At 58.5% G+C, this 24,322-nt stretch carries 18 protein-coding genes; 9 read left to right on the top strand and 9 right to left on the bottom strand.

Annotation, left to right across the window (positions count from 1 at the left end; genetic code table 11):
- The 3 genes from AC27VJ_RS15885 (at position 1) to AC27VJ_RS15875 (ending at position 2,179) form a co-directional block, all read left to right on the top strand.
- The gene (locus tag AC27VJ_RS15885) at positions 1-819 is read left to right on the top strand and encodes an ABC transporter permease (protein WP_353576620.1); all 819 of its coding nucleotides are present in this window, start codon (positions 1-3) and stop codon (positions 817-819) included.
- Positions 820-829: 10 nt separating this feature from the next.
- The gene (locus AC27VJ_RS15880; RefSeq protein ID WP_488684826.1) at positions 830-1,576 is read left to right on the top strand and encodes an aspartate/glutamate racemase family protein; all 747 of its coding nucleotides are present in this window, start codon (positions 830-832) and stop codon (positions 1,574-1,576) included.
- 120 nt (positions 1,577-1,696) lie between these two features.
- On the top strand, positions 1,697-2,179 hold the full coding sequence (locus AC27VJ_RS15875; protein ID WP_488684825.1) for a BA14K family protein: 483 nt from the start codon (positions 1,697-1,699) through the stop codon (positions 2,177-2,179).
- Positions 2,180-2,211: 32 nt separating this feature from the next.
- On the opposite strand, the gene AC27VJ_RS15870 is transcribed toward AC27VJ_RS15875, so the two are convergent.
- Positions 2,212-3,573 (bottom strand): sigma-54-dependent transcriptional regulator, encoded by a 1,362-nt coding sequence (locus AC27VJ_RS15870; RefSeq protein ID WP_488684824.1) that lies wholly within the window; start codon positions 3,571-3,573, stop codon positions 2,212-2,214.
- A gap of 1 nt (position 3,574) precedes the next feature.
- A complete protein-coding gene (locus AC27VJ_RS15865) occupies positions 3,575-5,395 on the bottom strand; it encodes a sensor histidine kinase (RefSeq protein WP_488684823.1) in 1,821 nt (606 codons plus the stop codon).
- Between the two features lie 259 nt (positions 5,396-5,654).
- On the opposite strand from AC27VJ_RS15865, the gene AC27VJ_RS15860 reads away from it, so the two are divergent.
- The 5 genes from AC27VJ_RS15860 to AC27VJ_RS15840 all read left to right on the top strand — a co-directional run bounded on the left by AC27VJ_RS15860 (position 5,655) and on the right by AC27VJ_RS15840 (position 11,219).
- Positions 5,655-6,998 carry a dicarboxylate/amino acid:cation symporter gene (locus tag AC27VJ_RS15860; RefSeq protein ID WP_488684822.1) on the top strand — a complete coding sequence of 448 codons (1,344 nt, stop codon included), beginning with the start codon at positions 5,655-5,657 and terminating at the stop codon, positions 6,996-6,998.
- Between the two features lie 138 nt (positions 6,999-7,136).
- Positions 7,137-7,574: an EamA family transporter gene (locus AC27VJ_RS15855; protein WP_353576625.1), complete on the top strand. Its 438-nt coding sequence runs from the start codon at positions 7,137-7,139 to the stop codon at positions 7,572-7,574.
- A 122-nt stretch (positions 7,575-7,696) separates the two neighbouring features.
- Complete coding sequence (locus AC27VJ_RS15850) at positions 7,697-9,343, top strand: GNAT family N-acetyltransferase (protein ID WP_488684821.1); 1,647 nt, start codon at positions 7,697-7,699, stop codon at positions 9,341-9,343.
- 54 nt (positions 9,344-9,397) lie between these two features.
- The gene (locus tag AC27VJ_RS15845) at positions 9,398-10,546 is read left to right on the top strand and encodes an amidohydrolase (RefSeq protein WP_488684999.1); all 1,149 of its coding nucleotides are present in this window, start codon (positions 9,398-9,400) and stop codon (positions 10,544-10,546) included.
- 142 nt (positions 10,547-10,688) lie between these two features.
- Positions 10,689-11,219 carry a flavin reductase family protein gene (locus AC27VJ_RS15840; protein ID WP_113089144.1) on the top strand — a complete coding sequence of 177 codons (531 nt, stop codon included), beginning with the start codon at positions 10,689-10,691 and terminating at the stop codon, positions 11,217-11,219.
- A gap of 18 nt (positions 11,220-11,237) precedes the next feature.
- Here AC27VJ_RS15840 and AC27VJ_RS15835 read toward each other — a convergent pair whose 3' ends face one another.
- From AC27VJ_RS15835 to bcsN, 6 genes are all read right to left on the bottom strand, one after another.
- The gene (locus AC27VJ_RS15835; RefSeq protein ID WP_113089035.1) at positions 11,238-11,681 is read right to left on the bottom strand and encodes an RrF2 family transcriptional regulator; all 444 of its coding nucleotides are present in this window, start codon (positions 11,679-11,681) and stop codon (positions 11,238-11,240) included.
- 101 nt (positions 11,682-11,782) lie between these two features.
- Positions 11,783-14,059: a cellulose synthase gene (locus tag AC27VJ_RS15830; RefSeq protein ID WP_488684997.1), complete on the bottom strand. Its 2,277-nt coding sequence runs from the start codon at positions 14,057-14,059 to the stop codon at positions 11,783-11,785.
- Positions 14,059-15,105 (bottom strand): family 8 glycosyl hydrolase, encoded by a 1,047-nt coding sequence (locus AC27VJ_RS15825; RefSeq protein ID WP_488684820.1) that lies wholly within the window; start codon positions 15,103-15,105, stop codon positions 14,059-14,061. The genes AC27VJ_RS15830 and AC27VJ_RS15825 overlap by 1 nt, the downstream gene beginning before the upstream one ends.
- Positions 15,102-17,516, bottom strand: coding sequence for a cellulose biosynthesis cyclic di-GMP-binding regulatory protein BcsB (locus AC27VJ_RS15820; RefSeq protein WP_488684819.1), 2,415 nt, complete (start codon positions 17,514-17,516; stop codon positions 15,102-15,104). Before AC27VJ_RS15820 ends, AC27VJ_RS15825 begins: the two co-directional genes overlap by 4 nt.
- Complete coding sequence (gene bcsA, locus AC27VJ_RS15815) at positions 17,513-19,708, bottom strand: UDP-forming cellulose synthase catalytic subunit (protein WP_488684818.1); 2,196 nt, start codon at positions 19,706-19,708, stop codon at positions 17,513-17,515. Before bcsA ends, AC27VJ_RS15820 begins: the two co-directional genes overlap by 4 nt.
- Positions 19,709-19,822: 114 nt before the next feature.
- Positions 19,823-20,716: a cellulose biosynthesis protein BcsN gene (gene bcsN, locus AC27VJ_RS15810; protein WP_488684817.1), complete on the bottom strand. Its 894-nt coding sequence runs from the start codon at positions 20,714-20,716 to the stop codon at positions 19,823-19,825.
- Between the two features lie 348 nt (positions 20,717-21,064).
- On the opposite strand from bcsN, the gene AC27VJ_RS15805 reads away from it, so the two are divergent.
- Entirely contained in the window at positions 21,065-22,252 is a 1,188-nt protein-coding gene (locus tag AC27VJ_RS15805) for an AGE family epimerase/isomerase (protein WP_488684816.1), read from the top strand.
- A gap of 60 nt (positions 22,253-22,312) precedes the next feature.
- On the opposite strand, the gene AC27VJ_RS15800 is transcribed toward AC27VJ_RS15805, so the two are convergent.
- Positions 22,313-24,316 carry an aldo/keto reductase gene (locus AC27VJ_RS15800; RefSeq protein ID WP_488684815.1) on the bottom strand — a complete coding sequence of 668 codons (2,004 nt, stop codon included), beginning with the start codon at positions 24,314-24,316 and terminating at the stop codon, positions 22,313-22,315.
- Positions 24,317-24,322: the final 6 nt, after the last annotated feature.

Below are 24,322 nucleotides of genomic sequence, written 5' to 3'. Positions count from 1 at the left end.
ATGTTCTCGGAAAAACGCGGTCGCGAATTCTACGTCCTTTCCTTCTTCTTCGCCCTCTTCGTGCTGTTTCTTTATGGTCCGCTGTCGGCCATTCTGATCCTTGCTTTTCAGGGGCCGAATGGCGGCCTGACCTTTCCGCTGAACGGCGTTTCGCTGCACTGGTTCGGCAATCTGTTCGAACAGCAGGCGGTGGGCGATTTCGGCGGCTCCTTCCGTCGGTCTCTCAGCCTGGGGCTGATGGTGATGGTCGCAACCGTGCTGGTATCGCTACTGGCGGGCCTTGCGTTCCGTCGCAAATTCGTCGGTGCAACGCCGCTGTTTTACCTGTCTGTCGCCAGTCTTGTCGTGCCGTCCATCATCATTTCGCTGGGCATCGGTGTTCTCTTCCAGCAACTTGGGCTGGAGCCCTCATGGTACAGCTCCGCCTTCGGCGCGCATATGACATGGACGCTGCCTTTCGGCGTGCTGATCATGCTGGCCGTCTTCAACCGCTTCTCACCGTCCTATGAGGAAGCGGCGCGCGATCTGGGCGCGACCTCCTGGCAGACATTTCGCGAGGTGGTACTGCCGATGATTGCACCGAGCCTGATCGGCATCGGCCTCTTTGGCTTCACCCTGTCCTATGACGAATTTGCCCGTACTCTGATGACATCGGGCACCTACAACACCCTGCCGCTGGAAATCTACGGCATGACCACCAATGTCACGACGCCGGTTCTCTATGCGCTGGGTGCCGTCACCACCTTCTTCTCGTTTCTGGTGATTGCCGCAACGCTTGGCCTCATCGTTTATCTAAACCGCCGCCAGCTGAAGGCCTGAACCGTTCATCATGCGCATTCTCATCGTCAATCCCAACACCACCGCATCCATGACCGCGACCGTTGCCGCCGCCGCAAAGGGCGTCGCTGGCTCCGGCACGGAGATCGTCGCCGTCACATCGAAAATGGGGCCGGTGTCCATCGAGGGATATTACGACGAAGTCTTTGCCATTCCCGGCCTTCTGGCAGAAATCGCCAAGGGCGAAAAGACGGGTGCGGATGCGGCCATCATCGCCTGCTTTGACGATACCGGGCTGGATGCGGCAAGGGCGCTCGCCAACATACCCGTCATCGGCATTTGCGAAGCGGCAGTGGCCACGGCCTCCTTCATCGCCCAGAAATTCACCGTCGTGACCACCATGGAGCGCTCTCGCTTGCCGGTGGAACATCTGGTCCACCGCTACGGCGCGAGCAGCCGTGCCAAGGTCCGCGCTGCCGATATTCCGGTCCTGTCTCTGGAAGACCCGAAGTCCAATGCGCTGGAGCGGCTGCGTTTCGAGATTGCTGCGGCCATTCGTGAGGACCGGGCAGAAGCCATCATATTGGGATGTGCGGGAATGGCGGACCTTGCCGCGAAACTTTCCGCCGAGTTCGGTGTACCCGTTGTCGACGGCGTCAGCGCTGCCGTGAAGCAGGCCGAAGCGCTGGTCGCGCTGGGTCTGAAAACGGCAAAGCGCGGTGCCTATGCCCCGCCGCTCGACAAGCCTTATCTCGGTATGCTGGAAGGCTTCTCCCCGGCTGCCTTGGCAAAACTCTAAGAGATTTCACCGCCACCACACCGCCACAATTCATTCAGCACCGGTTCAGCCTCAGAACGCTAATTCTTAACCATTGAATAACAACTGGCAGGCAGCTGCCGTTTTGGATGGATAAAGAACATGGCCTCCTTAGCAGCAAAAACTCTTCTGGCTCTTGCAATGTCTGCAACCGTCCTTGCACCTTTGAACTCTGCGTCTGCCGGTGACTGGCGCCGCCACGACCGTGATGCAGCCCTGCTGGGTGGCGTCCTTGGCCTTGCCGCCGGTGTCGCAGTCGGCTCCGCACTGTCGCAGCCTCGCTACTCCGACGAGCGTGTCTATGACGAGCCACCAGTGCGCCGTTACCAGACCTACCAGCCGAGCTATACCTATAGCGAACCGGACGATAACTATTACTATCGTCAGGCACCGCGCCCGGTTTACCGCGCACAGCCGGTCTATGACGCTCGCCCGGCCTATCAGCCTCGCCCGACCTACCGCACCATCGAACCATGGACGAACGCGTGGTACGACTATTGCTCGCAGCGTTACGGCAGCTTCAATTCTCGCACAGGTACCTACATGGGTTACGATGGCCAGAACCACTTCTGCGTCGCAGGCTGATATAAGCTAACCAGACAAACGAGCCGCAGCGATTACGATCCTTTCTGGACGTAGTCGCTACGGCTTATATTATGGCGCTGAAGCTTGTCGTAGAATGTCTTGCGGGCGATGCCGAGCGCGCCGATGGTGCCAGCCACATCGCCATCGAATTTTTCCAGCACTTCGCGAATGATCTGCGCCTCTTCCCGATCCATTCTTTCCGCGAGCGTGCCAGATGCGTCCCTGTGATCGGCAGGTTGCGCGGCGACATCCGCATGACCTTCCAGCCCCAACACCACACGCTCCGCAAAATGGCCGAGTTCGCGTACGTTACCGGGCCAGTCATGATTGGTCAGATGCCGCGAAACACTGGCGGTGATGGGCGGTATAGGCATGCCGAAGCGGGCCGAGGCCTTTTTGGTGAAGTGCGAAAACAGCAGTGGAATATCCGCATTGCGCTCCCGTAGTGGCGGAATGGAGAGTGTGACGACGTTCAGGCGATAATAGAGGTCGTCACGAAAATCGCCACGCTGTTGCGGATCGCCCAGATCCACCTTGGCCGCCGCCACCACCCTGATATCGACGGGCCGCTCTTCATTGGAGCCAACAGGCGAGACCTGCCGCATTTCCAGCACACGCAGCATTCTGACCTGAACGCCCGGCGGCATGCTCTCGATTTCGTCCAGAAACAGCGTGCCGCCGCTGGAATGTTCGATGCGACCGATGCGTTTCTTTTGTGCGCCGGTGAAAGCACCCGCCTCATGGCCGAAAAGCTCGCTTTCGATCACCGTTTCCGGCAAAGCACCGCAGTTCAGGGCAACGAAATTACCTTTGGCGCGGCGTTTGCTCCAATTGTGAAGCGCGGTTGCCACCACCTCCTTGCCACTACCGGTCTCGCCAGCCACCAGCACATCAACATCCGTATCGGCGATGTGGCGCAACGTATTGCGCAGCCGCTCCATCGCCGGTGTCTGACCGATGAGTGGAAGGTCGTCCTCCGCCCGCAGGGCCGCACGTTTCAGCGCGCGGTTCTCCATGACGAGACGACGCTTTTCCAGCGCGCGGCGCGCACTTTCCACCATTCGTTCGGCGGGAAACGGCTTGGAAATGAAATCATAGGCGCCGTTATGAAGAGCCGCGACCGCCATGGGCACATCACCATGGCCGGTGATGAGAATGACCGGCAGATCAGGGTCGATCTGGCGCAGTCGCTCGAAAAATTGCAGGCCGTCCATGCCGGGCATGCGCACATCGGTGATGACGACACCGCCGAAGTCTTTCGACAGGGCCTCCAGCGCTTGCTCCGCCTTTGGAAAAGGCATGACCGTCATGCCAGCCAGTTCCAGCGTCTGGACCATGGCCTTGCGCAATTGGGAGTCGTCATCGACCAGATAAATCGTTCCGCTCATCGTCATCTCACGCCCGCTTCAAATACACAGAAAAACACGTCCCGCTCTCGCCCGTCTCCACATCGATCCGGCCGCCGTAATCCGAGGCGATATCACGCGAGATGACCAACCCGAGGCCCAACCCGCCCTCCTTCGACGTGTTGAAGGGCGAAAACAGCTGCTCGTGGATTTCGGTCGCAATACCCGGCCCGTTGTCGGCAATCGTCAGCGTGGCATCACCACCCACAACTTCCACCCGCACGGCCACGCGGCCATCCGGTTTGTCTTCCACGGCCTCAAGCGCGTTTTGCAAGAGGTTGATGACGATCTGTTCCAGCCGAATGCGACTGCCGAGCACCATGAGGCCCTCATCCGGCAGAACGATATCCAGCGCATCCATGCGCCCGGCAAAACGGCTGCGCAGCAGCACGACTGCACCTTCTATGACGAGACACATGCTGACCGGTTCCGCCGCCGTACGGCCTTTCCGCGCCAGTATCTTCAGGTCACTGGTGATAACGCCGATGCGGTCCGTGAGGGAGGCGATGCTCTCCAGATTTTCATCCGCATCCTGCTTGCGATCCCGCTTGAGGAAGACACGGGCATTATCCGCAAAGGCGCGTATGGTGGCGACCGGCTGGTTGATTTCATGGGCAACGCCCGCCGCAACCTGCCCCAGAATGGACAGGCGGTTGGCCTTGACCAACTCATGCTGCACACTCTGCAATTCCTTTGCCGTCTGCTCATGGCCGACGATTTCCGACTGAAGACGGTCCCGCGCCATTGTCAGGTCGATCGTTCTCTCCTGGACACGGCGCTCCAGCTCCGCCCGGTCGCGCTCGTCTGCCGCCCGCTGCTGCGCGCCCTTTTGCCTGCGCCAAAGCCAGATAGCGGAAATGGCCAGAAGCGGCATGAGGCTTGCGGCCACAATGATGCGGCTTTCGCGAACGGCAGCATTGGTGGTGGCCTCCACCGGCTGCAAATAATGCAGCGACCATTCGGTGGTCGGTACCGGCAGTTCCAGACGCAGATACTCACCCTTGAGCGATGGCGGGGAATTGACATCGACCATCGCCACCTGCGGGCCAAGCGTGGAAAGCGTCGTCACCGGCATGAGGGAGAGTTTTTCGTCACCGAATTGCAGGCTTTCGGAAATCGTCTTTCGCCGTGCATCATCAATAGGCGCGACGGTTTTAAAGCGCCATTCGGGGATGCTGGTCATCAGCACAACGCCGTTGGTATCCACGATATAAACCGGGCGGCCACCGATGTTCCAATCCGCCTCGAGACGACTGAACTCGACCTTGGCGATGACCACGCCCAGCGGATTGCCATTGGGACCATCCACCCGGCGGGAAATATAAAGTCCCGGCCTGCGGCTGACATTGCCCAGCGCGTAATGCTCAGCCCTGCCCGTATCCAGCGCCCGTTTGAAATAATCGCGGAAGGCATAGTTGGAACCGACAAAGCTTTCCGGCGTGCGCCAGTTGCTGGACGCAATCGTCAGGCCGTTCGTGTTTGCAACATAGATGACAGATGCCTGCGTCCCTTCGATCAGGCCTTCCAGCTTCTGATCCAGCCGCTCGATGGAAGGGCCACCACCCTCAAGCGCTTCCACCACGTCCCGGTCGCGCGATAGCACCAGCGGCAGAACGCGCGGACGCTCCAGCGCGACGTTCAGAAGGGCTGACTTCAGCTCCCCATCCGTGCTGGCCGTCGCCAAAAGCGTCTTCATGGCCTGAATACGACCTAGCTTGTCTGCAGCAACGAATGCGCCGATGGCGATGATGAGCCACATGGTAATGAATGCGGCCCAACGAACGCGGGATGTATCAAAACTGCTCGCCATCTCAACTCTTCTCAATGATGACCACATTGTGCGGATTTCCACACAAACCGCAAGAACGACCGAGCGGGAAACCACACAAATCTCTGAGGGACGCTGCAACGCAGGATTTTATAGTATTTAAATTCAGCCACTTAACATCTCGATCACATTTCTGGCACGGCACTTGCAAAACTGCTCCTCAGACGGTCATCGACCGTGAACCAAATACGGCGGACCCGGGAGGCCACTACGGCAGGGTTGTGACCGAGGAGGAACTAAAATGATTGACAGCACCGCCGTGGCATCCAGCCACGTTAAACTGCCGTTTTACCGGCATCTCTATTTTCAGGTCATCGTTGCCATCGTGGCAGGTATTGCGCTCGGCCACTTCTATCCGGCACTCGGCGAACAGCTGAAGCCGCTGGGCGATGGCTTCATTCGCCTCGTCAAGATGATCATCGCGCCCGTCATCTTCCTCACAGTCGCCACCGGCATTGCCGGCATGAACGACATGAAGAAGGTTGGCCGCGTTGCCGGTAAGGCAATGATCTACTTCCTGACCTTCTCCACACTCGCGCTCATCATCGGCATGATCGTCGCCAACGTCGTCCAGCCGGGCGCTGGCATGAACATCGATCCGGCCACGCTCGATGGCAAGGCCGTTGCGACCTATGCGGCCAAGGCCCATGAGCAGTCCATCACCGGCTTCCTGATGAACATCATCCCGACGACCATCGTCGGCGCTTTTGCGGAAGGTGACATTCTCCAGGTCCTGTTCTTCTCGGTCCTGTTCGGTATTTCGCTTGGCATCGTCGGTGACCGCGGCAAGCCTGTCGTGGACTTCATGCATGCCCTGATGTACCCGATCTTCAAGCTGGTCGCGATCCTGATGAAGGCAGCCCCTATCGGTGCCTTCGGCGCGATGGCCTTTACCATCGGCAAATACGGCATCTCATCCGTTACCAATCTTGCGATGCTGATCGGTACGTTCTACTTCACCTCGCTGGTCTTCGTGCTGGTCGTTCTCGGTGCCGTTTGCCGTTACAACGGCTTCTCGGTTCTGGCGCTGATCCGCTACATCAAGGAAGAGCTTCTGCTTGTCCTCGGCACGTCTTCGTCTGAAGCCGCGCTGCCGGGCCTGATGAGCAAGATGGAAAAGGCGGGCTGCAAGCGCTCCGTCGTTGGTCTGGTTATCCCGACCGGCTACTCCTTCAACCTCGATGGCACCAACATCTACATGACGCTGGCCGCCCTCTTCATCGCGCAGGCAACGGGTATTCACCTGTCCTTCGGTGAACAGGTTCTGCTGCTGCTCGTAGCCATGCTCAGCTCCAAAGGTGCCGCTGGCATCACAGGTGCGGGCTTCATCACGTTGGCCGCGACGCTGTCCGTTGTCCCATCCGTGCCAGTCGCAGGCATGGCGCTGATCCTCGGCATCGACCGCTTCATGTCGGAATGCCGCGCGCTGACGAACTTCGTTGGCAATGCGGTTGCGACCATCGTCGTGGCCCGCTGGGAAGGCGAACTCGACGAGGCGCAGCTTGCCCGCGTCCTGAGTGGCGAAGAAATCCCCAGCATCGGCGAGGTCCAGCCGACAACGCCGGTGGCACAGCCGGCGGAATAAGCCGGACACATCGTGCTTCAAACATGAAAGGCCTGCCCGACTATTCGGCGCAGGCCTTTTGCCGTTACGGACACTTTCAAGTCCGATATAATCGGAATAAAAAGATGTTTGCGCTTAACGTCGCGCCGGAGCCCCGAGATGAAAAACCTTCTGCTGACATGGCAATTCTGGGCGCTTCTTTCCGCAGGTTTCGCGGCACTCACCGCAATCTTCGCCAAGATCGGCATTGAAAACGTCAATTCGGATTTCGCCACCTTCATCCGCACCATCGTCATTCTTTTTGCCGCGGGCTTCATGGTCTACATCACCGGCAACTGGCAGAACCCGGCCAATGTTACCGGGCGCACATGGCTGTTTCTGGTTCTTTCCGGACTTGCCACCGGTGCGTCATGGATATGCTATTTCCGCGCCCTGAAGATTGGAGACGCCGCCCGCGTCGCGCCCATCGACAAGCTGAGCGTCGTGTTCGTTGCGGTTTTCGCCGTTCTGTTTCTCGGAGAGCGACTGTCATTGCCGAACTGGCTGGGCGTCGTGCTGATTGCCTGCGGTGCCGTGCTTGTTGCTTACCGGGGCTGAAAGTTGGCGGTTATAGCCCCAATTGATGGCGCGTTCTAACCCGAACGGAATATTTGCCGCCGAATATTTCCCCCTAGAATGAGACCTCCCAAAGCCATCGTAAATCGTATTGGGAGGGGACTATGCGCATTGACGTGATTGATACACGGGCGGGCTTTGAGGCCATTCGCGACAGTTGGGATGCGGTCTTTGCGGCTGACCCCTATGCCCAGCATTTCCTGTCGTGGGTATGGCTTCGAGCCTATCTCTCGCGGCGCGGGCGCTGGTTCATTCTGGCTTTGCGCGAAAAGCCGGAGGGCTCGCCCTATGTCGCCTTCTTTCCCCTGCGCGTCGTCACCCAACAGGACAAGAAAACTGGCCGCTTCTTCGATGAAATCATCATGGCCGGCAATTTTGCGGCAGATTACACCGGCTTCATCACGCGGCCGGAATATGAAAACAATGCCGTGGCCGGATTCTGCGCCTTTATCAAGGAGCAGCGCTGGACGCATCTGAAACTCGATTATCTCAGCGGCCCGCCAACGCGTCGCGACGCCATGGTCAGGGCCTTGCAGGGACCGTTGGTCATGTTTCGCGACAGCACGCCGAAGAGCCCCAACAATATCAACAATTGCGTCTGCCCGGTGGTGACGCTGCCCGCGACGTTCGATGAATATCTGGAAACCCACATGAGCAGCCAGACGCGGCAGAAGCTGCGGCGGTTTCTGCGCAAGGTGGAAAGCGACAACAGCTACCGCATCACCTTCGCCACGCCCGAGACGATAGATCGGGACATGGACATTCTGTTCGATCTCTGGCGCACCAAATGGGCGCCTTTCAAGGGCAAGGAGCGGACCGAAAAGCTGATCTACGCGACCCGCGAGATGCTGATGGATTGCTTTGCGGATGGCACTTTGGACCTGCCGGTGCTGTGGCATGGCGAAAGGCCGCTTGGCGCGCTCGCCAACATCCTGGACCGGCAGAAGGGCGTCGTGCTTTTCTATATTACCGGACGTGACGAAAGCTGGACGACGCCCTCACCCGGTCTGATACTACATGGATATTGCATTCGCCGGGCCATCGACATGGGCTTCAAGGAGTATGACTTTCTACGTGGCAACGAGCCCTACAAATACATGTTCGGCCCGCAGGAAAGGCCTATCACCTGCACACTGTTCAAGACGCGTTCCGGCGAAAACCTTCAGGACAAGCTGCATCCTTTCAGCGTGCGCTTCGTCTATGAGCAAGCGTTGAGGCTCTACAAAACTGGGGCCAAAACCCAGTCCGAGGTCGCTTTCCGGCAGGTACTGGAAACCGTACCCGACCACAGCGGCGCCGAATTCGGGCTCGCCAATCTGCTTTTCGAGAAAGGCGATTTCCACGAGGCGGAAATATCCTATCTTTCCATCAGCAGATCGGTTGCAGATCCTGTGCCCACTCTGCTGCGGCTCGGCGAAACGCGGCTTGCGCAAAAGGATTATCCAGGTGCCGTCAAAGCCTTTCAGGATGTCACCACCCGCGCGCCGTTCCACCGCGAAGCGCTCTATAAATGCGGCATTGCGTTGGTAGCTGCCGGGAGACGCAACGAAGCCGCGGGGATTTTCGAAAAACTGCAAAGCTACCATTCCGATGATACGGTGAATATGGAATATGCCGAAAAAGCCAAGGCAGCACTTGCGCGCATCAGAATGTCTGTAGCGCCAGCTTCGACACTCGCCGGTTCTGTTATCGTCACAGGGCGTGAAAGCGAACAAAATCGCCGCTGGGTGCCGCCGAAGGTTTTGCATTGATGCAATGAAGCTGTAGAAATGGCGTTTTCCTGAATGCCGTTTCTGCGGGGTATCATGTTTCTATCGAACCGAGATCTGGTCGAACTCGTGGATATCCGCCACGACCTGCATCGACATCCGGAGGTTTCCGGTGAGGAGCGGGAGACGGCACGCCGCATATTCACCGCCTTGGAAGCCTACCCGCCCGACAAAGTTCTGACGAACCTGGGTGGTCACGGGGTGGCTGCGATCTTCGAAAGCGGCATCGATGGCCCGACCATCCTCATTCGCTCCGAACTCGACGCCCTGCCTATTTTTGAGAAAACCGATGTCCCTCATCGCTCCACGGCTGATGGCACCGGGCATCTCTGCGGACATGATGGGCATTCCACGATACTGCTCGCCCTTGCGCGCGGCCTCTCACGGCAGCGCCCAAAAAGCGGCAAGGTCGTGCTGCTGTTTCAGCCAGCCGAAGAGACCGGAGCGGGTGCGGCAGCTGTTCTTGCCGATCCCGCCTTTGAGGACATCAGGCCAGACTATGCCTTCTCCCTGCACAATCTGCCCGGCCTGCCATTCGGCCATGTGTCGCTGATTTCAGGACCGGTCAACTGCGCGTCGCGCGGGATGAAGATTAGGCTGATGGGCAAGACTGCGCATGCCTCATCACCCGAACACGGCATTTCACCCATGCGGGCCATTGCCACGCTCATGCCCGCCCTCTCCGGCCTTGGCCACGGCATGCCTCCGCAGCCGGATTTCAAGATGGTGACGATAACGCACGCCGTCATGGGAGAAGCCGCCTTCGGCATTGCGCCCGCCGATGGAGAAATATGGGCAACGTTGAGAACGTTAACCGATGGGCGCATGGCAGAACTTTGCGAGGCAGCGGAAAAGCTTGCGACGGACGCTGCGGCCGCAAACGGCCTGACGCTCGACATCGTCTATGACGATGTTTTCCATCATTGTGAAAATGACGTCGAAGCCGTCGCAGAATTGAACCGGGCGCTGGATGAAGAAAAGGTGCCGCATGACGAGCGGAGCCTGCCGATGCGTGCCTCCGAAGACTTTGGGCGTTTTGGCTCAGTATCGAAATCGGCCATGTTCTTTCTAGGTGCCGGGATGGACCACCCGAACCTGCATAATCCTGATTATGATTTTCCCGACGCATTGATCGAAACCGGTGCGCGAATATTCATGCGCACGATCAGAAATCTCTCGGACTAACACGCTCATGCGCGTCAAAAGCCCTCAGACCACAATAGATTTCTACAAAATCAGTCAACAATGAAATCCTTTCGCTCCTCGCTCCATACCTGCGCTGATATCGTTCAAGCGTGGGGCCTTGAAGCTTTTGGAGATGGACACGATGACGGCGACGGTAACTTACCTTCACGAAGAACGTGAAAGAACGGCATTCGATTCCAACGAGTTGAAGGCTGCAATGCGCAGTCTGGCGGGTGGCGTTTCCGTCATTACAGCTGGTACGGGGGCAAGCCGCACGGGAGCAACGGTGACGTCGGCAACGGCGCTTTCCATGGAACCGGCGACCATGATCGTGAACATCAACAAGTCGTCATCTACTTGGCCGGTGATTGCGCGCTACAACCACTTCTGCGTCAACATCCTCTCCGCCACCCAGCAGGATGTCGCGTCCCGCTTTGCAGGCGTCGGCGGGTTGAAGGGTGTGGATCGTTATAGCGATGCCGAATGGTTCACGCTGGAAAGCGGAGCGTCCGCACTCAAAGGTTCACTGGCCGCTATCGACTGCGCCGTCGAAGACGTCATCGAACGCCACACGCACGCAATCATCATCGGACGCGTGCTGTCGGTCGAACGTAGCGAGGGCTTTCCGCTGGTCTATCACGGCGGGCAATATGCGAATATCGCGGCGCTTTGAACGCCTCTCATCTCTGACTTATGCCGAGCGTTCAGCCGGTTGCTCTGCAGTGTTTGCCGCAAACTGCTCCAGCGTCATATTGTCCAAAACCGCAGCCATGGCATCGCGGACGTCGGTCATGGACCGGCGCACCTGACAGGTCTGCGGATCGGAACAGTCCTCGCAGGCCTCGAAAGCCGTGCGGCTGGCGCAACGGATAGGTGCGAGCGGGCCGTCGAGAGCGCGGACGACCTGACCGATGTAAATATCGGATGCTGCTTTCGAAAGGGCATATCCGCCGCCGGGGCCTTTCTTGGACCGCAGCATGCCTTCATTGCGCAGCTCCAGCAGAATGGCATCCAGAAACTTCTTAGGGATATTGTTGCGCGCTGCGATCTCGCTCACGAAAGCGGTCTCGCCCTGCGCCAGACTGGCAAGGTCGATCATGGCTTTCAGCCCGTATTTTCCCTTTTTCGTAAGCATCGCGGTCTTTCAGAGATGACTATCTGAAAAGCACATATAACCCGCCACATGAACTTTCAATGAATTCCATGAAAACTGTCTGGAAATAACGCTAAGGTGTGTTAACCGCCGCGCGGACCCTTGCTGGGGCGCGCATCCAATGCCGCAGCCAATCCTCTGACAGCGTCTCTATGGCCCGTGGATGCCGGTCCTTCGAAAACCTGCACGGCTTCGGCATAACGATTGAGATTCAGGTACGCGTAACCGCGGATCACCATCAGATCATTACGTTCTGTGGCGAAACGAGCGCGTTGATCGAGCAGGATGAGCGCCTTTTCATATTGGCCGTTGTTGTATGCGGCCAGTGCGCGATCAGTGAGGATCGCGATCTGAAGCTCTGTCGCCTTGGTCTTGTCCATGCCGGATTTGGTGGCGGAAACGGCAGCATTATCCGTCAGACCCATGCGCAGATAGGCAAGGCTTTGGCCATAGGCGGCGTCACTTCTGACGGTCGATTGGCCGGTTTTCAGCGCCGCACCAAAAGCCTTAAGCGCTTCAGCGGGACGGTTGGCGTCCATCAGGCACCAACCCTGCTGCAAGGCCTGCTGGGGCGGAAGGCCATCCGGGTTGAAGGTCGCAGCGCAACCGGTTGATTTGCGCGCGGCTTGGCTCTGCGCGACAGCGACACGACCTTGCCGTGGCGCGGCGGCATTGGGGTTCTGCTGATAGACAACATTGGTGGGCTGTGCCTGGGCAAGCTGCTGTTGCAATGGAGCCCGGCCCGGTTGGCTGCTCGCCACGCGTTGCGAAGCAGTCGGCTCTGGCCTTCCGACAGCAAGAATGCGTTCCGACTGCGCACCCCATTGCTGCTGGAGGCGACGGACCTCCGTGACATTGTTCAAGTCCTGATAGGACAAGGCCAAACCATAGGCCGAAGCCTCGTCATCGGCCTTCCAGCCGAGAGCAGTGGTGAACCATTGCACAGCCAGTTGCGGCTGCAAAAATGCGCGCGAATACCAGCCAAATTCCTGTGCGGTTGCCGCATCCTTCTGGGCAACGGTTTCATCAGCAATTCGCTTCAGAACCTCCGGCTCCAGAGCGACGGGGGGCTCTAGCGCGAGAAGATTGGCCGTTGCTGCAAGATAAGTCTTGCGCGCATCGTCAGACGAATCGCGCCACTCATACATGGCGTCTTCGGCTTCGCGCGGCTCATCGCGGGCAATCAGTGCGAGGGCGAGGCCTTGAGATGCAGATGCGGAATCCTCGGCCTGCTTGGCCTGCTGGAACCATTTTTCCGCGTCCTGATTTTTTTCGCGGCGAAGATTGTACCAGCCCAGCAACAGCGCATCGCTGGCTAGCTTGCTGGTTTCCGCCGCCCGCTCCAGCCGGGACAGATATGCGGGAGGAACGGTGACGTCCTTGTTCTCACCGGCATTGGCCACGAATTGGCGGGCAAGATCGTCCTTGATCGGCTCGAACTCCAGCTGCCCGTCCGCACCCGGTCTTTCCCTGGCCAGAAGGTCATTCATCATCGCCATCGGCAAGAGAGCAGATGCTTTCTGGACGGTCGCGAGACGTTCGCTCGGGCCATCGCAATTGCCGAGAACGTAACTATACGCGTCACGCCCGCGCTCGGGCTTGTCGATGCGGACGAAAGCTTCCGCCAGACGCCACAGCACATCCACCTCGCCGCAGGTCAGCAGTCCGGGGTTGGCTGCCGCTGTCTCCACAACCGCGTTGTATTGCTTGAGATCGGACGAGTTGACCAGCCTCTGCCGTGCCTCGGCCAGCGTCAGCATATCCGTGAGATTGGTGGGTGGCTGCCAATTGGCATCTGCGGCCTGCCTGTCGGCGATGGCCTTTCGCACCTCTGCATAACGACCATTGGCGTAAAGCTGCCACATGGTTTCCAGCTGCGGATCGCCCTGTTCGGGAACAGCCATCGGATCTGCGGGAGGCGTCCATTGCGGATAAAGCGCTCTCAACCGGGCAATTTCTGCCTGAAGCCTGACCGTATCGCCCTGGCTTGCGAAGTATCGCAGCGCACTTTCATCCACCACGGGAGGCTGGGTCGCTGCTGGCGGCGTTGGCGTTTGAGTGGGCGGGGCCCGACGGGGTGCCTGCGCCAGTGTCGTATCTTGAGAACTGCCCAAAGCGGGCATGGTGACCGGTGGGGTCGAACCCTCCGTCTGCGCCACGCGGCTTGTCGCCAGCGGTGCCTTGGCATTGCCTGTCATTGGAATCTGCCCGGCAGGCGAGCGTCCGCCAAGCTCAGCAGCCTCTATCGAACCTGTCGTGTGAAGACGCGAAACCCTGCCCAACAGCTCATCGCGCCACTGGTATGCGGTAACACCACACAGAGCCAATATCGCGGCTGATATGTAAAGCGGCTTTCCGATCACAAGCACTCCTGATGCTGAGTCGCGAATGACAAAGCCAAGAGATGCAACGTAGATGGATAATAAAGTGTTGACGTGAAGCGACGGAGGTCGTCTGGAAGGCGTATTTTATTAGTAACGCAGGCCAAAAGCGCCGGAATGATCCGATATCCCGCATCCGACAGCACATCCTTCGTCGCTCCCGTCCGCAGATCGAAGGTTGCCATATTGCCGCCGTCGATCACCGTTTCCGCCCGCAACCGCTCCAGAAGCTTCGCATCACCCAGCCCTGCCCGTGCCAGATAAAGCGGTATTCTGACCGAGTTATATCCGAATTCCTGCGGAAAACCGTCGGCTGGCCTTGGCTTGGCTTTCACGGAAACCCAATCCGCCGGAAGCTTCCTTGGGCCGAAGGAATAGGCCGCGATCTGGGCGACGCCGTCCTTGGTCAGAGCAGCCCAGAGCGGCGACGGGACAAGCTCGTTCAAAACGGGGAAGGCTTCGAAAATAAAATAGGATGGGTTCACGACCGGGCCATCGGGCCGGTCAGCTTCCGCAAAACCGGCTGTACCGGGCAAGAGAAGTGTGCGCCCTCCCCGCTGGACGACCGTCTTGGCAAGCACAGTGCGGGCGATGGCGCGGGCAGCGTCGGCGTAATCCGGCTTGCCCCATTGCTTGGCCGCGAGTGCCAAGGCGTAAGCAATCAGAATATCGCCATCCGTGGCATTGTTGATGTCGGAAATATGCGGGTCCGTTTGCGGATCCCATTTCCATGCGGCCAGCCCATCATCCCGAACCAGCAGTTCCGTTTTCGTAAAAGACCAGATCAGTTCGAAATCCGCTGGCGCGTCGGCCAGCACGGCAAGCCACATGCCGTAGCCCTGCCCTTCGCTGTGGCTGATATTGTTGTTTGCCGTGTCGATAATGCGCCCGGTAGGATCGAGAAAAGCAGCTTTGTATGTAGTCCAGTCGGCTTCCGTGACCGAAGCGGCTGTAGCGCTGATTGGAAAAAGCATCATCGCCAGCATCACCAGGGCTTTGAACGGAAGGCCGAAGACGTCTTTCATTTGTGACGCCCCATGCCCCGTAGCATCAGGAAGGTGACACAACCCAGCAGCGTTAGAAAACCAATGAAAACAAGCGAGTAGGATAGCGTGTTGCTGGACAACCAGTTCGCCGCGATCAATCGCCAGTTCGAGAAAGTGAAAGGCCGGGTGACGATGAAGCTGGGCTGCTCGGCGGCAACCGTGTCCACCTTGTCGGCGGTCGCATCATAGGTCGCGACGCGCCCGGCCATCGTAGTCCAGCGCTTCTGTTCAGCCATTGCTGCCATGCCAGTGCGCAAATCTGCCGAGGTCGGAGCCGTCGCCATGGTCCACACGCCCTGGCCACCCGGGCTCATGCCCTGCGCCAGCATGAAGGAGACATTGCCCGGTGGCGTGTAAATCTGCTCGGCGCCGGGGAGAAAACGCAGTGTATCCGAGCTGATGTCGAAATTGCGTTTCATCCATTCCTCGAAAGAGGAGATTTGTCCCTGCCAGACGCCGCCATCTACGCGTTCGCGCCAGTCATCGAACAACTGATCGGTCTGCGCGGGCTGAACCGCACTTGCGCTTTCCTTCCACGCGACCTGGCTTGCTGGGGCCAGATCAAGCTGGTTGACCAAGGCCTGCGGCATCTGTGCCAGCGTGCCGAAGAACAGCGCGTTTCTCTCGCCCACGGCAGCGGGCGTTGCAACGAGTTCGACTGGGACCGGATGCCCACCGGCAAGCGCCAGTCGGCTCAAAAGCGTGGCAGCGGCGGACATGGTGTCCGTATCCACCCGCTCCAACCACACGGCCACGGGCTGATCGCTTGCACGGTAAGGCTGGCCCACACCATTGGTGGCGGCAAGATCGGGCGCGCGACCAATCATCGCGTAGTTGGGAATATGCAGTTCAGTCGTGTCGAACAGCGCGAAACGCGGCGTCTGGTTTGCAGCTGCGCCCGGCAGGCAGGCAGTGTCCGCATCCGTCATCAACACGGCTTCGATTGCAATCGTGTTCACCCCCGGCACAAAGTGGCGAAGGGTAACATTGATGGGCAGATGCCGGAAAATGCCGCCGCCCCGGTTGGAGATCGGCACGGTCGAGGCGATGTTGCCATTGACATAAATGTCGATATGGCTGCCGGGCAGGATTTCATTGGAATAGGCAGCGTCCAGCAGCAAGGTCGCTTCGCCATAGGCGGCAGCGTAGAAATCCGCAGGTGCGCCAATAGTGAAATCGGTCCGGAAACGTCTGCCGGAAAATTCGGTACTTTTTACCCCAAGAGCAGAGAGCGAGATGCGGCGGTCGGACATGACCAGCGGCGCGTCCGGCGTATGCCATGCCTTGGTGGACAGCGTGGTACGGGAGCCGCCCGCCGGGCGCTCCACGGAGGCGGTCAACTGGTCGATGGCAAGCTGCATGGTCTGCGGCGTCGGGCCGCTGACGATCAGCGCCGAAATGCCGTTGACGATGTTGCTCTCAAACCCCGCATAGGGGCCGGCCAAGGCTTCCGGCGGTACCGACTGCGTGGCGGCAGCGATCTCGCGCGACGTTCCGGCAAGAACGGTCAGGGTTCCGGCTTTGCGTTCCGTCGGCAGGCGCGTCGTAAAGGTCACCTGCTGGTTCGGCATCTGTGTGCGCAAGGCAAGCGCCTGTGCAAGCTTGAGAAGCGGCTGTGCGGAGACCGGATTGGCAAGCCCCGGGGCCACGATATTGATTGCCGTCAAACCGGCGAGATCGGCGCCGGTCGCCTGAATATCGTCAATCGTGCTGAACCGGCTGCCGACATCGGCATTGAACGCGATGTAGGTGCTAGCAGGGCTGACATCGGTCCAGAGATCATAGGTCGATTGGATCGTGCAATCCGTGCGGTGGCGCTGCTGCACACCGAGCGAAATGGCATTGGCACCCGCTTGCAGCGCCCCCGGCGGAATTGCCATGGACACATTACCCTCGCCATCCGGCGACGAGACGCTTTTGCGCTCCAGTGGCACATTGTTGACGGAGACTTCCAGATTGGAGCTTTCAGGCGCAACGACAATTGCGTTCTGATAGCCGACGTTCAGGGAAACGGCGGCCTTCGCCTGCTCCGGCGTCAGATAAAGCGTCCACTGCCGCTGGTCTATTTCACCGGCAAGGCTGAGGTCTGGAAAAGGCAGAATATACCGACGCCTGTCATCCGGGCTGCTGGGCGCTGTGGCGGTTGCCGCCCTTGCTGGCTGAGCGGCCGCAGGTGCCGCCACGCTTGGTACCGGTCTGGGAGCGGCAGGCGCCGCGGGAGCGACTGGAGCCGGTGTTTGTACCTGCGGTACTGGCGCAACGGGCGCGGGCCGCGCCGGTGCGGGCGGTGTTGCCGGTTTTTCCGGCGACATATCGAACGGCGCTGACTGCGCAAACACCAGCGTTGAAATGGAGGTCAGACATGCGGTGAGAAGAAGGGACTTTCTCATGGTTTCGCGGTTCCCAAGGCGGGTTTTGTCTGCCGTTCCGGCTTGAGCGAGCGGAAGAAATAATAAAGCCCGCGCTGCGTCTGGAAGATCGCGATGGCCATGAAGGTTATCGTGCCTTTGATCAGGCCGGGATTTTTTCTGCGAACACGCTGGATTTCGCTCCACTGTTCGGAGCTGGCAAAAATCAAATCCGCAATCAACCGGTGGTCCACCGCCTGCTGGGGTGAGAATGTACTACCCACGGAAATGAAGCCATCCTTCTTGACCGAGCGGACGATGTTGATACCCATCGTCTCCGGTACGCCCTCACTATAGGGTTTGACGCGAATGGTGGCCGTGGTGCCCTTTTCCACATTCACCAGTCCCGGCTCGAAAATGTGGATGAGCATGCCGTGAACGGAAACGTTTTCCACCGTCGCCGGTAACCAAGCCTCGCTATCGCCAATCTGCAATTCGCACCGGCGTTTGACGGTGACGCGGCGTGAAGCGGATTTTTCTTCGCGTTCCGAGACAACCCCGAGCGCACAGCCCGCAAAGATGATGTTGAGCAGGTTCCAGCCACCCACGACCAGCGTCACGTCTGCCTTATAGGGCTCGGCATAAATTCGGTAGATCGCGAAAATCATGGCGATGACCAGCACGCCGAAAATCACAAAGAAGGGTCGGCTGATTTCGGAAAGCCGCGCCTCGCTGATGGACTCATCCTTGGCCGTAACCTTGAAGGTTGGTCTCGACGGATTGAAAATCACCGAAACGACGGCAGGCAGAAGGTGCACCGTCTGCACATATTCGTAAAGCTCGGAAATCCATGGCCATCGGAAACTGCCATAGAGAAAATTCTGCATCATGAGGTTCACCAGCATGTATGCAGCCGTATAGGCGAGAAACTCGCCGCCTGACGCGACGAAAATCTGAAGATCGAAAAACAGGTAGAAGAGCGGCGCAAACAGGAAGATGGTGCGCGGAAACGGAAAGAGCCAGAACAGCGTCGACGACATGTAGCAAAGGCGCTGGGTGAACGAGAGACCGCGGCGGAAAAGCGGCTGTCGGAAGATCAGAATTTGCATCATGCCCTGCGCCCAGCGGCTGCGCTGGCCGATAAAGCTGGCAAAGGTGGCGGGCTGAAGCCCGGCAATCAGGGGCTTATCCACATAGAGGCTGTGCCATCCGCGCGAATGCAGGGCAAGCGCCGTTTCGCAATCTTCAGTAATGCTGACACCGCTGAATCCATCCGTTTCTTTCAGCGCAGTTCGGCGCAACACGGCAGCGGAGCCGCAAAAAAATGCGCCATTCCATTTGTCGAGACCGCGCTGAATGATGCCATAGAACATCTCGTTCTCGCTCGGCATGATTTCGAAAGTGCGCAGATTTCGCTCGATGGGATCGGGATTGAGGAAGAAGTGCGGGGTCTGAACGAGGAACAGCCTTTCGTCCTCATCGAAATAGCCCACGGTTTCCAGAAGAAAGTCGCGCGCAGGCGCGTGGTCCGCATCGAATACGGTGATGAGCTCGCCGGTGGAATGCTCCAGCCCGTTGTTGAGATTACCGGCCTTGGCGTGGACATTGCGCTCGCGCGTGAGGTAGTTAACGCCCAGATCGGCACAGAGCTTTTTCAGCTCCTCATGTCGACGGGCAGCGGCTTGCGCATCGGGAACGTTGGAAGCATTTCGCTTCTGCACCGTGCCGCCATCATCCAGCAGCCAGACGGTAAATTTGTCTGCTGGATAGTCGATGTTCTTTGCCGCCGACAGCGTGTTGGCAAGGAGTGTGGCGTCTTCATTATAGGTCGGGACGAATATATCGACCGTCGGCACGTAGCCCGGTGATCCCGGTCTCGTCTTTCGCGACGGCAGTGGCATGGACACGATGACGAGGCTGAGTGCCAGCATCAGCACGCTATACATTTCCGCGAGATAGAGCAGAAAGCCGGGAATGAAGTTTTCCGGCTGGTTGATGGGCGGCAGGGTGCTGGTCGTGCGCCAATAGACATAGCGCAGCACGATGGCCGTGCCGAAGCCAAGGCCGATAAGCCGCCATGCGCCCTTGCCGTTCAGCGATTTGATGGTGGCGAGCAGAAACAGCGAGATCGCGGTGGCGATGAGATGCGTCTGCAAGCTGACAGGCAGCGTGACGATCACCAGAACGCAGACCGAGACGAGCATCCAGACGATGACGGAGATGGCCTTGCTCATCTGCAAACCCTTGCTTTCAAATCAACCAGAGGCGACTTGCCTCGAGATCAGGAATGACAGTCTTTCGACCATAACGACGCGGCACGCTCTATACGCAAGACAATACTAAATTGGTTAATTGCATCTTTGCGAACCCTCTCCCGATGAGGCGCAATCGGGTGATGGGATGACCACACGTCTTGTTTCCGCACGCGCGCCCGGTTTCGGCACATCTGCCGGGCGCGCAATGGTGGGAGATGCGACCGTCGGCGAAGGGATCACCACACGCGCTGGCGCGGGATTGGTGATCTGCTGCGGCTCTGGCGGCAATTGTGGTTGAGGCTGCGCCACGACCTGACGCATAGCGGGGCGGCTGGTCTGCTGAACCGGCGGCCGAGATGGCGTCTGTATTCCCGGCTGCATGGGAAACTCGTTTGCCGTTACCGGATAGATCGGATTGCCGGAACGGCCCATACCCTCAGCTGGCTTCTGGGCGGTGCCGTAAGGGTTCCAGCCTTCCGCATCATAGCTGCCGGTAATCGTATAATTATACATCACAGTCAGCAGATCGCGCGCCGTTACCCCGGATTGGCAAAGCCGGAGCGTGACATTGATGCGCCCGAGATTTTTGAAACCCTGACGCATGTCTACGGGCGAGCGAATGTGCTGCCACGCATAGATGCAGGTGTCATCACCCGAGCCTCTGCCTGATGCGTAGGAAAATGCGCCATAGGCATTTTGCAGATATTCAGCCGAGGTCGCGAGACTTGCACCCGGGACTGCGGCGCGGATTTCACGAGATATGGACGAGGCGAGCAGGCTGCCGCTGGACAATCCATCCTTGCCGGTATCTTCGGCGCGCTGCGGTCCGAACAGTTCGATCTTCAGATAATTCTGGCCGGGCGTTCTCGCATCCGAGCGCAAAATCACATCCTGCTGAACGGCATTGGAAAAGGTACGGTTGATGACACTGATGATTTCAGGACCACCGGGCGGCGGGAAAATCAGTGCTTCTTCAGGCGGCAGCATTTTAGGCGCGCCGGAAGGCCTGATGCCCCCTGGGTTGTTGCAGCCAGAAAGCACCACGGCGATACTCGGCAATAGAACAAAAGCAGCGTTTTTTATCGCCGCTGCACCCGCCACATTACCAATGCTGGCAAGGTCGCGCGCATAACGAATCACATATGACCAGACCATGGCTATGAAATACGTGAGGCCACTGATTTATCAATATCATATTTCGCTCACACGTTATGTAATCCGCCATAACCAAACACGCCGTCATGACGTTAATTGGAACTTTGCGTGTGTCAGGGAATTGCCATTGATGCAGTTTTAATAAACCAGACGTAGAAAGCAGGCAGCAACAGGATGGATATGGCAGATCAACCGATGAGCATAACGAGCCAACTTTCTGACGAAGTGAAGAGATTACGCCGGTGGCTGGATGAAGATGCCCTGCCCATGTGGTGGGAAGTCGGCGCCGCCAAACCCGATGGCGGTTTTTACGAGCGCATTGGCCAAAACGCGAAGCCGATGCTGGGCGATAACCGCCGTTCCCGCGTGCAGCCACGACAAGCCTATTGTTATGCGGCGGCTGGCCAGAAGGGCTGGAACGGCGAGTGGCAGAAGGCCGTCAACCACGGCCTGACATGGTTCGACAAGGTTTATCGTCTCGATAACGGCCTTTACGGCAATCTGGCGGATGCCTCCGGCAAGCTCACTGATCCGACATTCGATTTCTACAATCAGGCGTTCGCCCTGTTCGCAGCCGCGCAGACGGCGATGGTTTTTCCCGAGCGCCGGGATGAGATGCGCGAGCGTGCACTTTCCATTCTTTCCGTTTTGCAACAGGACTATGCCCATCCGGTCGCTGGTTTTGAAGAAGCTAACCCGCCAATCGAGCCGCTGTGCTCCAACCCGCATATGCATTTTTTCGAAGCCATGCTGGCGTGGGAAAAGGTCGATCCAGATGGGCCTTGGTACCAGTTGACGGATGACATTGCCCATCTTGCCATGGACAAGTTCATCGACGCCCAATCTGGTGGGCTGCGTGAGTTTTTCGACCACGACTGGAACCCGATGCCCGGCGACAAGGGCCGGATCATGGAGCCCGGCCATCAGTTCGAATGGGCTTGGCTGCTCACGCGCTGGGGCAGCTTGCGTGACGATAACAGCGCGATTGCCAAGGCCAAGCGCCTGTTCGAGATCGGTGAAAAATACGGGATTTGCCCACGCCGCAAAGTTGCAATCATGAGCCTTTACGATGACTTCACCACCCATGATCCGCTGGCGCGGCTGTGGCCGCAGACGGAGTGGCTGAAAGCCGCCGTGCGACTGGCCTCCGTCAGCCATGGTGAAGAACGCTATCGCTACCTGACATCAGCCGTGCGGGCCATCGGCGCCTTGCAGCCTTTTCTCGATACGCCGATTGCCGGTCTGTGGTTCGATAAATGGCCCGTGGATGCACCGATGATTGATGAGCCCGCACCTACCAGCACGTTTTATCATATCGTCTGCGCGATCTATGAAGCAGAAGACGTGCTGAAGCAGAGCTTGCAGTGAGATCAACGCTTTAAGGATACCCTCGGGTTTCCCCCGAGGGTAACTTCATATTCTTGGCGGCTATGCCTCCAGCCAACGTACCTGTTCCGGCGTCAGCTTGATATCGAGCGCTGAAAGGCTGTCTTCCAGCTCCGCAACGGTGCGTGGGCCGATGAGCGGGATGACCGGGAAGGGCTGGGCGACGACATAGGCGAGAGCGATGTGGATCGGGCTTCGGCCCAGTTCCTTTGCCAGCTGGATTGCCCGGTCCCGTCGTTCGAAGTTGCGATCCGAATACCAGACGCGCACGATCTCCTCATCATCCCGCTTGTCACGTCCGGCCTTCTCAGTGAAGAAACCGCGCCCCTGGCTCGACCATGCGAAATTGGGGATCTGCCGTTCGCGCTGCCATTCCTTCCAGCCATCATCTGAAGCGGCAACGCAGCCCGTCCAGATGGGAACCAGCATTTCCGCCAGCGAGAAATTGTTGGAAAGAGCAGCAGGCGCCGTCTTGCCGTTTTTCTGCGCATAAGCGGCGGCTTCGTCCATACGCTCGCGTGTCCAGTTGGAGCCGCCGAAAATGCCGCGAATGCGACCGCGTTTTACCTCGGCATCCATGGCGTCCACGAACTCGCCGACCGGCACCTCTGTATTGTCACGGTGCATGCAGTAGACATCGACGTAATCGGTTTTCATGCGCTCAAGCGATTGGTCCAGCTGCTTGCCGATCATATCCGGGTAGCAGAGCGGCGAATGCGCGCCCTTGCCGATCAGCACGATGTCTTCGCGCGGGACGTTACGGCTGGTGTGCCAGTCTCCGAAAATGCTCTCCGTCTTGCCGCTGCCGTATATATAGGCCGTATCGAAGAGATTGCCGCCTGCCTCGTAGAACTTGTCGAGCGTGAGCGAAGCGGATGCGAAATTCGGGAAGAATTCGAAACCCAGCGCTGCGACCGATACCGGCTTGGAAAGACCGGGAATATTGCGTTTGGGCACCGTATTGCTCGCAACAACCTTTGCGCCGATGATATTCGAAACGCGCTTGGCAGCGGTTTCCACGCCATATTCCAGACCCACCGACGCGCGCCACCGATCCATGACCTGCAGATTACCGAGACTGTCTACCCAACTCATGCCGGGATAGGCAAATTCGGGTTTTCCAGCACGAATGGCCTCACCTGCCGCATCGACCTCAAAGGCGTAAAGCCAGCCGTCTTCGCGCACCTCGACGGTCTGCCGATCATCGCCCTTGATGATCTCGATCTTGCCGACACCGCCCTTGTGACCGGAGGCAAACCAGAAGTTTTCGACTTCGATGCGTCCTTCCGAGCCGATGATGCGAAGCACATTGTCCTGTTGCGCCATGATGGAGCATGAAACTTCGGCAATGATATCATTCGGGAATTTCAAAACGGCAGACGCCCATTCATCCACACCGGATTGGCCCAGATGGGCAACGCCGGATACTTTTTCCGGCTCCAGAACCGATGTGCCTGAGGCCGCACCGGCAATCAGTCGCGCCATGGAAACGGGATACCCGCCCACATCGAGAATACCGCCACCGGCAGCATCATTGGCAAACAGCCGATGCTCCGGCTTGAAGCCACCCATGTTGAAACCAAAGCTTGAGCGGATGATGCGGACGTCACCAATCGTGCCGTTCCTCACCAGTTCGATGATCTTCGCCGTCTGCGGATGCAGGCGGTACATATAGGCCTCACCGGCAAACACACCGGCTTTCTTCGCCTCATGGAAAATCACATCCGCATCATAGGCGGAAAGCGCGATTGGCTTTTCGACCAGCACATGTTTGCCCGCACGTACGGCCTTGATGGCCCATTCCGCATGGCCCGTATGCGGCGTTGCGATATAGATGGCATCGACTTCCGCGTCGCTCAGCAAAGCCTCATACCCATGCACGATACGCGCGCCCGGAAAGGCGTCAGCCAGACCCGGCTTATCCGGGTTGCGGGTGGCGATGGCCACCAGCTTTCCCGTTTTGGAGTGGGCAACGCCATCGGCAAAAGTGCGGGCGATGGTTCCGGGGCCGATGATGCCCCAACGGATGGGTTGAACGTCAGTCATGTCTTT

The sequence above is a fragment of the Agrobacterium sp. 20P9.1.2 genome, from assembly GCF_057799395.1.
The sequence above is the reverse complement of the archived record's forward strand: the minus strand, read 5'-3'. Positions and strand labels throughout refer to the sequence as shown.

What these genes read in the sequence shown, in the direction of transcription:
- AC27VJ_RS15885 (WP_353576620.1), top strand. Translation starts at nt 1, where the DNA reads ATGTTCTCGGAAAAACGCGGTCGCGAATTCTACGTCCTTTCCTTCTTC.
- AC27VJ_RS15880 (WP_488684826.1), top strand. Translation starts at nt 830, where the DNA reads ATGCGCATTCTCATCGTCAATCCCAACACCACCGCATCCATGACCGCG.
- AC27VJ_RS15875 (WP_488684825.1), top strand. Translation starts at nt 1,697, where the DNA reads ATGGCCTCCTTAGCAGCAAAAACTCTTCTGGCTCTTGCAATGTCTGCA.
- AC27VJ_RS15870 (WP_488684824.1), bottom strand. Translation starts at nt 3,573, where the DNA reads ATGACGATGAGCGGAACGATTTATCTGGTCGATGACGACTCCCAATTG.
- AC27VJ_RS15865 (WP_488684823.1), bottom strand. Translation starts at nt 5,395, where the DNA reads ATGGCGAGCAGTTTTGATACATCCCGCGTTCGTTGGGCCGCATTCATT.
- AC27VJ_RS15860 (WP_488684822.1), top strand. Translation starts at nt 5,655, where the DNA reads ATGATTGACAGCACCGCCGTGGCATCCAGCCACGTTAAACTGCCGTTT.
- AC27VJ_RS15855 (WP_353576625.1), top strand. Translation starts at nt 7,137, where the DNA reads ATGAAAAACCTTCTGCTGACATGGCAATTCTGGGCGCTTCTTTCCGCA.
- AC27VJ_RS15850 (WP_488684821.1), top strand. Translation starts at nt 7,697, where the DNA reads ATGCGCATTGACGTGATTGATACACGGGCGGGCTTTGAGGCCATTCGC.
- AC27VJ_RS15845 (WP_488684999.1), top strand. Translation starts at nt 9,398, where the DNA reads ATGTTTCTATCGAACCGAGATCTGGTCGAACTCGTGGATATCCGCCAC.
- AC27VJ_RS15840 (WP_113089144.1), top strand. Translation starts at nt 10,689, where the DNA reads ATGACGGCGACGGTAACTTACCTTCACGAAGAACGTGAAAGAACGGCA.
- AC27VJ_RS15835 (WP_113089035.1), bottom strand. Translation starts at nt 11,681, where the DNA reads ATGCTTACGAAAAAGGGAAAATACGGGCTGAAAGCCATGATCGACCTT.
- AC27VJ_RS15825 (WP_488684820.1), bottom strand. Translation starts at nt 15,105, where the DNA reads ATGAAAGACGTCTTCGGCCTTCCGTTCAAAGCCCTGGTGATGCTGGCG.
- AC27VJ_RS15820 (WP_488684819.1), bottom strand. Translation starts at nt 17,516, where the DNA reads ATGAGAAAGTCCCTTCTTCTCACCGCATGTCTGACCTCCATTTCAACG.
- bcsA (WP_488684818.1), bottom strand. Translation starts at nt 19,708, where the DNA reads ATGAGCAAGGCCATCTCCGTCATCGTCTGGATGCTCGTCTCGGTCTGC.
- bcsN (WP_488684817.1), bottom strand. Translation starts at nt 20,716, where the DNA reads ATGCTGCCGCCTGAAGAAGCACTGATTTTCCCGCCGCCCGGTGGTCCT.
- AC27VJ_RS15805 (WP_488684816.1), top strand. Translation starts at nt 21,065, where the DNA reads ATGGCAGATCAACCGATGAGCATAACGAGCCAACTTTCTGACGAAGTG.
- AC27VJ_RS15800 (WP_488684815.1), bottom strand. Translation starts at nt 24,316, where the DNA reads ATGACTGACGTTCAACCCATCCGTTGGGGCATCATCGGCCCCGGAACC.